General features: G+C 62.3%; 9 protein-coding genes. 4 read left to right on the forward strand and 5 right to left on the reverse strand.

Features of this window, described 5'->3' with window-relative positions; translation table 11 throughout:
• Positions 1 to 178: 178 nt before the first annotated feature.
• The 3 genes from AC1DEK_RS21275 to AC1DEK_RS21285 all read left to right on the forward strand — a co-directional run bounded on the left by AC1DEK_RS21275 (position 179) and on the right by AC1DEK_RS21285 (position 3,878).
• The gene (locus AC1DEK_RS21275) at positions 179 to 838 is read left to right on the forward strand and encodes a hypothetical protein (RefSeq protein WP_478127265.1); all 660 of its coding nucleotides are present in this window, start codon (positions 179 to 181) and stop codon (positions 836 to 838) included.
• A gap of 67 nt (positions 839 to 905) precedes the next feature.
• Positions 906 to 2,201: an XVIPCD domain-containing protein gene (locus tag AC1DEK_RS21280; RefSeq protein WP_478127266.1), complete on the forward strand. Its 1,296-nt coding sequence runs from the start codon at positions 906 to 908 to the stop codon at positions 2,199 to 2,201.
• A 3-nt stretch (positions 2,202 to 2,204) separates the two neighbouring features.
• Positions 2,205 to 3,878: a type IV secretory system conjugative DNA transfer family protein gene (locus AC1DEK_RS21285; protein WP_478127267.1), complete on the forward strand. Its 1,674-nt coding sequence runs from the start codon at positions 2,205 to 2,207 to the stop codon at positions 3,876 to 3,878.
• Here AC1DEK_RS21285 and AC1DEK_RS21290 read toward each other — a convergent pair.
• Positions 3,875 to 6,739, reverse strand: a complete 2,865-nt coding sequence (locus AC1DEK_RS21290; protein WP_478127268.1) for an aconitate hydratase — start codon at positions 6,737 to 6,739, stop codon at positions 3,875 to 3,877. The two genes, AC1DEK_RS21285 and AC1DEK_RS21290, sit on opposite strands and share 4 nt — an antisense overlap.
• A gap of 146 nt (positions 6,740 to 6,885) precedes the next feature.
• On the opposite strand from AC1DEK_RS21290, the gene AC1DEK_RS21295 reads away from it, so the two are divergent.
• Positions 6,886 to 7,713 (forward strand): helix-turn-helix domain-containing protein, encoded by an 828-nt coding sequence (locus AC1DEK_RS21295; protein WP_478127269.1) that lies wholly within the window; start codon positions 6,886 to 6,888, stop codon positions 7,711 to 7,713.
• Positions 7,714 to 7,735: 22 nt separating this feature from the next.
• Here the strand turns inward: AC1DEK_RS21295 and AC1DEK_RS21300 are convergent, their stop codons facing one another.
• The 4 genes from AC1DEK_RS21300 to tam all read right to left on the reverse strand — a co-directional run bounded on the left by AC1DEK_RS21300 (position 7,736) and on the right by tam (position 12,760).
• Entirely contained in the window at positions 7,736 to 10,321 is a 2,586-nt protein-coding gene (locus tag AC1DEK_RS21300; protein ID WP_478127270.1) for a bifunctional aconitate hydratase 2/2-methylisocitrate dehydratase, read from the reverse strand.
• A 72-nt stretch (positions 10,322 to 10,393) separates the two neighbouring features.
• Positions 10,394 to 10,939 carry a hypothetical protein gene (locus AC1DEK_RS21305; protein ID WP_478127271.1) on the reverse strand — a complete coding sequence of 182 codons (546 nt, stop codon included), beginning with the start codon at positions 10,937 to 10,939 and terminating at the stop codon, positions 10,394 to 10,396.
• A 26-nt stretch (positions 10,940 to 10,965) separates the two neighbouring features.
• Positions 10,966 to 11,973 carry an HpcH/HpaI aldolase/citrate lyase family protein gene (locus AC1DEK_RS21310; RefSeq protein WP_478127272.1) on the reverse strand — a complete coding sequence of 336 codons (1,008 nt, stop codon included), beginning with the start codon at positions 11,971 to 11,973 and terminating at the stop codon, positions 10,966 to 10,968.
• Between the two features lie 10 nt (positions 11,974 to 11,983).
• A complete protein-coding gene (gene tam / locus AC1DEK_RS21315) occupies positions 11,984 to 12,760 on the reverse strand; it encodes a trans-aconitate 2-methyltransferase (RefSeq protein WP_478127273.1) in 777 nt (258 codons plus the stop codon).
• Positions 12,761 to 12,765 lie beyond the last annotated feature (5 nt).

Raw genomic sequence — 12,765 nt, forward strand, 5'->3', positions numbered from 1 at the left:
CCAACTGGGATGTGCGACCCGCCGAACACATACGGACGCCCCTGGACGGCACGGGACTACCAGGCCCTTCAGCAATACATCCGTGTATGCCCGCAAGCGATCTCCAGCGGCGAGTGGCAGGGCAGCGGCGATTCTCAATCCACTCCTTTCCAACATTGATCAGTCAACAAATTTCAGCATGAAGAAAATCACTCACGTCACGACGCTTGCATTCTGTATGGCGCTCGCGGGCTGCAGCGGCAGCAGCTCCAACGCCGCTACACCTCACCCTGGCACATCCGACGCCGAAAAGGCGATCTCTTCGGCCATTGCGCCGGCCAAGCAGTCCACAAAGGACGAGTTGCAGGTCTTCGAAGTGGACGGGATGCGCATTCTGGATTCGCAGGTGGGCGACCTGAACGGCGATGGTCGGCTCGACGCCCTGATCGTCCTTGATCCACCAAGTACCGACGAAATGGCTGGGCAAGGGCCGTCAAGAACGGTGCTGCTGGCGATCCGCAATGCCCAAGGCCACCTGCAAGTTGCAGCTCGCAACGACAAGATTGTTCTTTGCCACCGATGCGGCGGCCTTGCGGGCGATCCCTTCGGCTATGCGCGCATCGACAAGGGCGGATTTACGTTGGTCACGGAAGGCGGATCGCGCGGCCACTGGTGGAACAGATACACATTCAAGTACACCGCAGCGCAAGGCAATTGGTTGATCGAGGAAGTCCAACGCGGCGTCAAGGACTCGATCGATGGCAGCGCCATTGAACTCACTCTGACAGACGAGAAATTGGGGATCGTGCGCTTCGCCGACTTCGATTCGTCGACTCTGCCGCAGGTGACGCTGCCATGAATTGCCCTCCTCGGTTTCGAGGAGGCGCGCGCATAGCTCGATAGAAGTAGAAGAAAAGAGGGAGTGAATGACGACTAATCGAGAAACCCAGTTGATGCTCGATGCCGTAGCTGCCGGCATCAAGGTGCCCAAGGAATTGGCCAACTTCATGGCTCAGGTGACCTTCGAATCCAGCGACCTCAAGCGCCTTGAGGAAGGCTTTCGCTACACGAAGAACATTGCGCAAATAACCGTTCTCTCCGCGTTGCGAAAGGGACCAGAAGCACTGGAAACCGCCCGCCAGGAGGCTTTGCAAGGCAGTCCCGAAAAACTGGCGGAGCTCATGTACAGCGGTCGCATGGGCAACAACGATCCCGGGGATGGATTCAAGTACAGGGGCCGCGGGTACATACAGCTGACCGGCAAGGACAATTACCGTGAAGCGGGTCAGGCGCTGAATCTCGACCTTGTCGAGAAGCCCCAACTGGCTGCCGAGCCGGAAAACGCTTCGAAGATCGCCGTCTGGTATTGGAATCGGTACGTGCACCGCGTCGCACCAGAAGACGTCACCAACGCCACGCATGTGATCAACAACGGCGAAACCGGACTGGCGGAACGCAAGGCGCGCTTTGCGGAGTGGCAAAACAAGCTCACTCCCGAGTTGATGGCAAGCCTCACCGGCGGTGAAGTGCTCATTTCTGCCTCAACCGTCGCGCATTCACAAGCCACCGTACAACTCGGCGCTCGCGGAGAAGCCGTCCACGAACTCCAGTGCCGACTCAGTTCGCTCGGCTACACCGACGCGCACGGAAATGCACTCAAGCCCGACGGCCACTTTGGCGCAAACACTCGCCACGCGGTCAAGGCCTTTCAGCACGATCATGGACTGAGGGCAGACGGCGTTGTCGGCCCTCAAACGTTCGCCGAGCTGGATGCATCGCTCCAGGACAAAAGGCAAGCGCACGTGGCCCCCTCTCCTGCCGTCGCTCAACTCGACAGCGCCACGCATTCCGATCACGGACTGTTCAAGCAGGCGCTCAGCGGCGTCCACAAGCTCGACGCCAGTGTCGGCCGCGCGCCCGATTCGCGCAGCGACAACCTGGCGGCTGCCTTGGTGGTCACCGCACGCGAGCACGGAATGAGCCGTATCGACCACGTGGTGCTCAGCACTGACACCTCTAAGGTGTTCGTGGTGCAGGGCGCTTTGGATTCGGCACTCAAACGCGTCGCCAGCGTGCCGACGGTCGAGGCACTCAACACATCAGTCGCTCAAAGCACGCAAGCGTTGGATCGGACGACAGAGCATCAGCAACTCGCAGCGATCACGCAGTCCCAAGTGGCGCAACAGCCCGCTCGCGAGCATTGCGCTTCGCGCGCGCTCTAAGCCGTGAGCAAAACCAAATGGTGCTGGGCCATCGGCCTGACCTTGGCAGTTGCCGTGGCCGCCAGCTACTTGTCCGGCTTCATCGTGCTGATGTTGCTCCAACTCGGCACCGACGCGCTCCAGTGGAACACCTACCTCAGCTACGTCCGCGCGCTCGACCTTCCGGAGATGCGACCCTATGTCGACCGCGTCAGATGGGCCGGCTACGCGGGCTTCGGAATTCCGCTTGTTGCGTGGCTTGGCGCTTTGCTTCTGCTCGCCAGGAAAAAGCCGCCGTCCATTCACGGCGATGCGCGTTTCGCGGAAGCGGGCGACCTGAACAAAGCCGGCATGTTCAAACCGTCGAGCAACGGCATTCTTGTCGGCAAGTTCAAGGAAAGGCTGATCCGGCTCGGCGGGCAGCAGTTCGTGATCCTGGCCGCGCCGACGCGGTCGGGCAAGGGCGTCGGGGTCGTGATTCCGAATCTTCTTGACTACCAGGAGTCGGTGGTGGTCCTGGACATCAAGCAGGAAAACTTCGAGCTCACAAGCGGCTGGCGAGCCAGTCAGGGCCAGGAAGTTTTTCTGTTCAACCCGTTTGCGGAAGATCGGCGCACACATCGGTGGAACCCGCTGAGCTACGTTTCGAATGACCCAGCCTTCCGTGTGTCGGACCTGATGAGCATCGCAGCGATGCTCTATCCAGACGGCTCCGACGACCAGAAGTTCTGGGTCAGCCAGTCTCGCAATGCCTTCATGGCTTTCACTTTGTACCTGGTCGAGAAACTGGCCCTCGAGGCGATGCATGGATTGCCGCAGCAAGCAAATGCGACGCTAGGCTCCGTGTACCGGCTTTCCTCGGGCGACGGCACCGACCTGCGCAAGTACTACGAGTCGCTGTCGAATGAAGCCTTTCTCAGCGAGAACGCCAGGGCTGCGTTTTCAAATCTGCTGTCACAAGCCGATGAGACTTTCGCTTCGATCCTCGGCTCATTCAAGGAGCCACTCAACGCGTGGATCAATCCGGTATTGGATGCGGCGACCAGCACCAATGATTTTCTGCTGACCGATTTGCGCCGCAAGAAGATGACCATCTACATCGGCATCCAACCGAACAAGCTGGCGGAAAGCCGGCTCATCGTGAATCTCTTCTTCAGCCAGCTCATCAATCTCAACACGAGGGAGTTGCCGCAGAACAATCCGAGCCTGAAGCACCAATGCCTGCTGCTGATGGACGAGTTCACTTCGATCGGAAAGGTGGACATCATCGCCAACGCCGTCTCATACATGGCGGGCTACAACATCCGCCTTTTGCCGATCATCCAGAGCGTGGCTCAACTCGACGCCACCTATGGCAAGGAAGTCGCCCGCACCTTGATCACCAACCACGCCCTGCAGATCGTGTATGCGCCACGCGAGCAACAGGACGCCAACGACTATTCGGAAATGCTCGGCTACACCACTGTGCGCAAGGAAAACCTCACGCGAAGCCGCGGCGATGTTTCACGCGGTCAATCCGAGGAACGGCGCGCACTCATGCTTCCGCAGGAGCTGAAAGCGATGGGCCGGGACAAGGAAGTCTTCCTCTATGAAGGCATTCCTCATCCGGTGATGTGCGAGAAGATCCGCTACTACAAGGATCCACACTTCACGGCACGTCTGCTGCCGAAAGCGCCCGTCCCCGCTCTGGCGATCTAGGCCGCGAGCAGTTGCCGGAGCACGAATGGCAGGATGCCACCGTGCTTGTAGTAGTCCACCTCGATCGGCGTGTCGATGCGCAGGCGCACGGTCACCTCCTGGTGGCTGCCGTCCGAGCGATGCACGACAAGCTTGACGTCCATCTGCGGCTTGAGTTCGCCACCAATCACCACGTCGATCTTTTCTTCGCCAGTGAGTCCAAGGCTCTCCCAGGAATCAGCGCCGCGGAACTGCAACGGCAGTACGCCCATGCCGACCAGGTTGGCACGGTGGATGCGCTCGAAACTGCGAGCCACCACCGCCTTGATGCCGAGCAGTTGCGTGCCCTTGGCCGCCCAATCACGCGAAGAGCCGGTGCCGTATTCCTCGCCACCAAAGATGATCGTCGGCACGCCTTGCGCGATGTACTTCATGGCGGCGTCATAGATGAACATCTTCTCGCCGCCCGGCTGGAAGAGCGTCACCCCGCCCTCTTCACGCGAGCCGTCGGGCCCGGCCGGGATCATGAGGTTCTTGATGCGCACGTTCGCGAAGGTGCCGCGCATCATCACGTCATGATTGCCCCGGCGTGAACCGTAGCTGTTGAAGTCCGCCTTCGACACGCCGTGCGCCTTGAGCCAGATCCCGGCCGGCGAGCTTTCCTTGATGGAACCCGCCGGCGAAATATGGTCGGTAGTGATCGAGTCACCGAAGAGCGCCATGATGCGCGCGCCCGTAAAGCCGGCGTCGGTCGCGTGCGGCTCCATCTTGAAACCCTCGAAGAACGGCGGCTCCGCGATGTAGGTGGATTCTGGCCAGTCGTAGACCTGCCCGGTCGTGCCCTTGATGCTGCTCCACAGCTTGCCGGGGTTCTCCTTGATCTGCTCGTAGTTCTTGCGGAAGGCCTTGGCGTTCATCGCGTAGGCCAGGTTCTCGTCGATCTCCCTCGCACTCGGCCAGATGTCGCCCAGATAGACGTCCTTCCCCTTGTGGCCCTTGCCGACCGGCTGCGTCATGAGGTCGACCATCACGTTGCCTGCAATCGCATAGGCCACCACCAATGGCGGCGACGCCAGGAAGTTGGCCTTGATGTTGGGATGGATGCGTGCCTCGAAATTGCGATTTCCGGACAGCACCGCGGCGCCGACAAGGTTGTTCTTGGTGATGACCTCGTTGATCTCCGGCGCCAGGTCACCCGCATTGCCGATGCAGGTCGTGCATCCGTAGCCCGCAAGATAGAAGCCCAGTTTCTCGAGGTACTGCAGCAGCCCTGCTTTTTCCAGATACTCGGTGACGATGCGCGAGCCGGGTGCCAACGAAGTCTTGACGTGGGGCTCGACGGTAAGACCGGCCTCCACCGCCTTCTTGGCGAGCAGTCCGGCAGCGAGCAGCACGCTCGGATTGGACGTGTTGGTGCAAGACGTGATCGCAGCGATGAGGACGTCGCCGTTGCCGATCGTGACCTTGCCCACAGGGTTCGTCGGCGCCGAGTCGCCAATGTGTGCAGCTTCCCGCGTGGTCCGGTTTGCCACCATTTCGAGATTCTGCCGAGGCGAGCCCGGCGTGGGGTCGACGTCCTGTTCGCCTGCTTCGCCATTCGTGGTCAGGGGATAGCGCACGTTCAGCGTATCGGCCGGCAGGTTGAATCCGTTGGCCTCGTTGGGCTTGCTGTAGAGCTCGGAGAACTTGGTGGCGAGGTGCCCGAGATCGATGCGGTCCTGCGGGCGTTTCGGGCCGGCGAGGCTGGGCGTCACAGTGCCGAGATCGAGCTTCACCACCTTGGTGTAGTTGAGCGCGCCAGGCGCGGGCATTCCGAAAAGCCCTTGCGCCTTGTAGTAGGCCTCGAAGCGCTCGACTTCTTCGTCGGTGCGGCCGGTGCCCTTGAAATAGGCCACCGTCATCTCGTCGACGGGAAAGAAGCCCATGGTCGCGCCGTATTCTGGCGCCATGTTGCCGATCGTCGCGCGGTCCGGCACCCCTATCGATGCAGCACCCGGGCCAAAGAACTCGACGAACTTGCCCACCACCTTCTCGCCACGCAGGATGGAAGTGACGTAGAGCACCAGATCGGTAGCGGTCACGCCCTCGCGCAACTTCCCGGTGAGCTCAAAGCCGACGACGTCCGGCGTCAGCATGTAGACCGGCTGGCCGAGCATCGCAGCCTCGGCCTCGATGCCGCCCACGCCCCAACCGACCACGCCGATACCGTTGATCATCGTCGTGTGGCTGTCGGTGCCGACCAGGGAATCAGGGTAGTACACGGGGGGATCGCCGTGGTCGCTGGCACTCTTGTAGACGCCGCGCGCAAAGTACTCGAGGTTGACCTGGTGGACGATGCCGAAGCCCGGCGGCACCACGCCGAAGGTGTCGAAGGCCTGCATCCCCCACTTCATGAACTGGTAGCGCTCGTTGTTGCGCTGGAACTCGAGCTTCATGTTGAGGTCGAGCGCCTTCGGCGTACCGTAGTAGTCCACCATGACCGAGTGGTCGACCACGAGATCCACCGGCACCAGCGGCTCGATGGTCTTGGGCGACTTGCCCAGCGTTTTTGCCACGCTGCGCATGGCCGCAAGATCGGCCAGGAGCGGCACGCCAGTGAAATCCTGCAGAACCACCCGCGTCACGACAAAGGGAATTTCCTCGGTGCGCTCCGCGTTGGGCGCCCAGTTGGCGAGCTGACTGACGTGTTCCGCCGTCACTTTCTGGCCGTCGCAGTTGCGCAGGACCGATTCGAGCACGATGCGGATCGAGACCGGCAGCTTTTCGACATTCGGGTACTGCTTGGCCAGTTCCTTGAGAGACCAGTACTTCCCGGCCTTGCCCGACGCGGTCTTGAAGGTTTTCAACATGGGGGCAAAGGCGTGAGCCAGTTCTTTGGCCATAGGGAAACTCCTGTGAATTCGTGGAAGCTCTCCAAAGATAGCAGGGTTCCATGACGTCGGCAGTAGTCCCAGGGCGCCAATCGCGCGGCTTTGCGATGACGTGAGAGGTCATGGCCGTTGCGCGCAGCTTCACTAGGATGGTGGCCATGAGCATCCACCACGCCTCCCCGACAGCGGCCGACCCGTTCGGCACTCATTTGCGCCATTGGCGCCAGCACCGTCGCCTGAGCCAGCTCGATCTGGCGAACGAGGCGCAGATTTCGACCCGCCACCTCAGTTATGTCGAAACCGGCCGTGCGGAGCCCAGCCGCGAAATGGTCCTGCGCCTGGCCGAACGGCTCGAAGTGCCGCTGCGAGAACGCAACGCGCTGCTGGTCGCCGCCGGTTACGCACCGATGTACCGGCAGCGCTCGCTGGACGACCCGGCGCTGGCCTCAGCCAAGCGGGCCGTCGAACTGGTCCTCAAAGGGCACGAACCGTTTCCCGCGCTGGCAATCGACCGGCACTGGAATCTCGTCGCGCACAACGCACTGGTGCCCTTCCTGATGGCAGGCGCTGCGCCGGAACTGCTCCAGGCCCCCATCAATGTCCTTCGACTCAGCCTTCACCCGGACGGCCTCGCCCCCCGGATCGCCAACCTGCGCCAGTGGCGAGCGCATCTGCTGGAGCGCCTTCAGCAGCAGATTGCCGCCACAGGCGACACCGCGCTATCGGCACTTCACGATGAGCTGGCCGGCTTTCCGCAACCTGAGGTCAGCCACGATGCCCCGGCGACCGGCGGCGAACTGGCAAACGTGGTGGTGCCCTTTCAGCTGGTGACGCCTGACGGCTTGCTGAGCTTTATCAGCACCACGACCATCTTCGGCACGCCGGTCGACGTGACGCTGCAGGAACTTGCCGTCGAATCGTTCTTTCCAGCGGATGCGCAGACTGCAAATGCCCTGGCTGCGCTCGCGGCGCAGCGGCCGGGCTGAATCGGCCCGGGCCGCCCGTCGATCAGGCTGCGACCGTCGCGGCGACTTCCTTGTAGTCGTCGATCTTGTCGAAGTTCAGGTACTGATAGATCTGCTTGCTGGAAGCATCGAGCACGCCGACATCGGTCATGTATTCCTCACGCGTAGGGATACGGCCCAGGCGCGAGCAGATCGCGGCGAGCTCTGCGCTGCCGAGATAGACATTGGTGTTCTTGCCCAGGCGGTTCGGGAAATTCCGCGTGCTGGTCGACATCACCGTCGCGCCTTCGCGCACCTGAGCCTGGTTGCCCATGCACAGCGAGCAGCCCGGCATTTCGGTGCGAGCACCGGCATTGCCGAACACGCCGTAGTGGCCTTCCTCGGTGAGCTGGTGCGCATCCATCTTGGTGGGCGGCGCGATCCACAGCTTGACCGGGATGTCGCGCTTGCCTTCGAGCAGCTTGGACGCAGCGCGGAAGTGGCCGATGTTCGTCATGCACGAGCCGATGAACACTTCGTCGATCTTTGCGCCGGCGACGTCGGACAGCGTCTTCACATCGTCCGGATCGTTCGGGCAGGCCACGATGGGTTCGTGGATGTCGGCCAGATCGATCTCGATCACGGCGGCGTAGTCGGCGTCGGCATCACCCTTGAGCAATTGCGGGTCCTTGAGCCATGCCTCTTGCGCGGCAATTCGGCGGCCCAGCGTGCGGGCGTCGGCATAGCCTTCGGCGATCATCCACTTCATCAGCGTGATGTTGCTGTTGATGTATTCGATGATCGGTTCCTTGTTCAGGTGCACCGTGCAACCGGCGGCCGAACGCTCCGCCGAGGCGTCACTCAGCTCGAACGCCTGCTCGACCTTGAGATCCGGCAAGCCCTCGATCTCGAGAATGCGGCCCGAGAAGATGTTCTTCTTGCCCTTCTTCTCGACCGTCAGCAGCCCTGACTTGATGGCGTAAAGCGGAATGGCATTGACGAGGTCGCGCAGCGTCACGCCCGGCTGCATCTTGCCCTTGAAGCGCACCAGCACCGATTCGGGCATGTCGAGCGGCATCACGCCCGTGGCGGCGGCAAAGGCCACGAGGCCCGAGCCGGCCGGAAAGCTGATGCCGATCGGAAAGCGCGTGTGGCTGTCGCCGCCCGTCCCCACCGTGTCCGGCGTCAGCAGGCGGTTGAGCCAGCTGTGGATCACGCCGTCGCCCGGACGCAGAGACACACCGCCGCGCGTAGAGATGAAGTCGGGCAGTTCGTGGTGCATCTTCACGTCCACCTTCTTGGGATAGGCAGCCGTGTGGCAGAACGATTGCATCACCAGGTCGGCGCTGAAGCCCAGGCACGCCAGGTCCTTCAGCTCGTCGCGGGTCATTGGGCCCGTGGTGTCCTGGCTGCCGACCGAGGTCATCTTCGGCTCGCAATAAGTGCCCGGGCGCACGCCCTGCCCCTCGGGCAGACCGCATGCACGCCCGACCATCTTCTGCGCGAGCGAAAAGCCCTTCTTGGTGTCCACCGGGCTGACCGGCAGGCGGAACAACGTGGAAACAGGCAGACCCAGCGCTTCGCGCGCCTTGGCCGTGAGGCCGCGGCCGATGATCAGCGGGATGCGCCCACCGGCACGCACTTCATCGAAGAGCACATCGCTCTTGACCTTGAATTCAGAGATGACCACGCCATTCTTCAGCGCCTTGCCTTCGTAGGGACGCAGCTCGACCACATCGCCCATTTCCATCTGGCTCACGTCCAGCTCGATCGGGAGTGCGCCGGCGTCTTCCATGGTGTTGTAGAAGATCGGCGCAATCTTGGTGCCCAGGCACACGCCGCCGAAGCGCTTGTTCGGGATGTAGGGAATGTCCTCGCCCGTAAACCACAGCACCGAATTGGTGGCGCTCTTGCGCGACGAACCCGTACCAACGACGTCGCCGACGTACGCGACCAGATGGCCCTTTTCCTTCAGCGATTCGATGAATTTGACGGGGCCGCGCTTGCCGTCTTCCTCGGGCTGGATGCCGGGACGCGCGTTCTTGAGCATCGCCAATGCGTGCATCGGGATGTCGGGACGGGTCGTGGCGTCCGGGGCGGGCGACAGATCGTCGGTGTTCGTTTCGCCGCTCACCTTGAAGACCGTCACGGTAAGGCTCTGGGGGACTTCGGGGCGGCTGGTGAACCATTCGGCATCGGCCCAGCTCTGGAGCACGGCCTTGGCATTGGCGTTGCCCTTGTCGGCCTTTTCCTGGACGTCATGGAATTGATCGAACATCAGGAGCGTCTTCTTGAGCCCCTCAGCGGCGACAGAACCCACTTCCGCATCGTCCAGCAGGTCGACCAATGGTCCGATGTTGTAGCCGCCGAGCATGGTGCCCAGCAGTTCCGTGGCGCGAGCGCGCGACAACAGCTTGCTCTTCTCAGTCCCATGTGCAACGGCAGCGAGATAGCTCGCCTTGACTTTGGCCGCGTCGTCCACGCCGGCAGGTACGCGATACGTCAGCAGATTGAGCAGGAACTCGGCTTCGGCGACGATCGGTGCCTTCATGAGCTCGATGAGTTCGGCGGTCTGCTTGGCGGTCAGCGGCAGCGGCGGGATGCCGAGCGCAGCGCGCTCGGCGACATGGTCAACGTAGGCTTGCAACATCTTTTCTTCTCCGGATACACAAATGGGTGGGCGGCTCCCGCTCGGGAAGCAAGAGCCGCGCCTTGGGGACTGCTACTTCTTCACGGGAGTCGCCGAATCAGCGCCTTCGAAGAGGCTCTTCGGCGGGTTCTTCTTCATGTCCTCAGCGACCTCGACCTGCTTGGCCGCCTGGCATTCGTCAGCCAGGCGCAAGCCCAGCTTCTGGCTCATCAGCATCGACTTGTTGCCAAGCTGCAGCCACATCGCTTCGGCACGCGGATCCTCCAGGCGGATTGCACCGGTGCGGCTTTCGACGGGGTGGAGGCGATAGCGCTTGCCGTCATGCGTCAGCGTGAAGAAGCCCGGCTTTTTCTCGTCGGCCTGGATGTTCACGCTGGCGCCGAGTTCGCACTTGATGGCGCCCGTGAAGACGCGTTCGGCGACCTTCAGGTCCTCGGGCGACAACGTCACGTCGGTTTCTTCGCTGATGGGCTGCTTTTCTTCCATCTTCTTGACGATCTTCTTCGGCAGCACCTTGTGGGTGATCTTCGACTTGGGTTTGGCCGGGGCGGTGGTCTGAGCCATAGCTGCCAGCGGCATTGCGAAGGCGGCAGCGGCAATCAGCGCGATTGTCTTCATGGTGTGATTCTTTCGGGGGTTGGGTTTCAGGGTGACGACGGGGCAAACCATGCCCGCGCCTCGCTTGGCAAGGTGCGGCCTGTGGCGTGCGCCCGTTCCAAGACCTGCCAGAAATGGCGGTAACTGGCGCGGTCATGCAATGTGCCATCGATGCTGACCGGCGCCCAAGCGGCATCGCTTGCGGCCGCGATTATTTTTGTAGCGATTTGAATCTGCCGATCATCGGGCGAAAACGCTTCGAGGATCGGGCGGATCTGGCTGGGGTGAATGCTCCACATGCGAGTGAAGCCGTACTCGTTGGCTGCTTTTTTGGCTGCTCCACGCATGGCTTCGATGTCGTTGAATTCGGTGACGACGCAATGCGAGGGCACTTTGCCGTGCGCGTGGGCGGCGGAAGCGATTTCAAGCTTGGCGCGCACCACCAGTGGATGAGTGAACTGGCCGGCAGCCCCCATGCCATCGGCCGGAATCGCACCGCCATGAGCGGACACGAAATCCATCAAGCCAAAGCTGAGCGACTGCACCCGCGAATGGGCTGCGATCTCGAATGAATGGTGAACGGCGAGCGGCGATTCGATCAACACGTGCAAAGGCAGTGCTTCGGCGCCGGCGGCATCGAGTGCTTCAACCGCCACGTGCACGTCTTCGATCGATTCGACCTTCGGCACCATCAGGTGGCTGAGCCGGTGGCCGGCGAGCCCCGCGATGGTGATCACGTCACCCGCAAAAGCCGGGTGATTGACCGGATGCACACGGACCCCGACTCGCATGGCCGGATCGGCAGCGAGCGCGAGTTCAGTGACCAGCGCCGCATGTTCCGCCTCGCCGCCAACAGGAGCGCCGTCCTCGCAATCCAGCGTGACGTCGAAGACGCAGGCGCCGAACTCCGCGGCCATCTCCGCCTGCAAGGCAAGGCTCTTGCGCATGCGCGCCTCGACTCCGCTGTAGTGATCGCAAACGGGCAGCACGACCGCGCCGGCCTGGGCGCCGAGGAGAACCTGGCGCGGATGAACAACTGACGAATCCGCGCTCATTCGTGCAACCTCATGCCTTTCGCCGCGCGACGATGAACATGCGCGGGAATGCAAGCAGCAAGCGGCCGTCGGCTCGCGGTGGGTATGAAGTCGCAATCCGGCGCTCGTATTCAGCCAGGTAACTGGCCTGCAGCTCCGGGGTCAGGCGGTCGACGAAAGGCTTGAGGCCGGTGCCGCGAACCCATTCGACGATGGACGCCGCGGAAGCCATCGGATGTTGATAGGCGGTACGCCAGACATCCACGTTTTCCGCGTCTGCGGCGAGGAGGTCGTAGTAGCCCTCAATGCCCAGCAGTTCCGTGCGCACCCTGTCCGCATCGCCGATGGCCTGCGCCCACGGCGCTTCGCCCGCGACCTCGCGCATCACGCGATGCGTAGGCTCCTGCCGGTTGTCGGGCATCTGGATCGCCAGAACGCCGCCTGGCGCCAACGCAGCGAAGAGCCTCGGAATGAGCGTCCCGTGATCAGGCACCCATTGAAGAGCCGCGTTCGCGTAGATGAGGTCGGGTGGCGACTCCGGCTGCCACGCGGAGATGTCGCTGAGCTCGAAGCGCGCCTGCGGCAGACGCTCGCGCGCACTCTTCAGCATGGCTTCGGAGTTGTCGGTCCCAACGACTTGCGCCGCCGGAAACCGATGCACCAGCAGCTCGGTGGAATTGCCCGGGCCGCAGCCGAGGTCGTATATGCGAGCGGCCTCTGTCAGAGGCACCCGCGCAAGCAGTTCCTGCGCGGGGCGCGTGCGCTCATCCTCGTATCGACGATAGAGCGCGGGGTTCCAGTCGAGCATGGCTG

It is taken from the genome of Variovorax sp. 10N420, assembly GCF_056394705.1.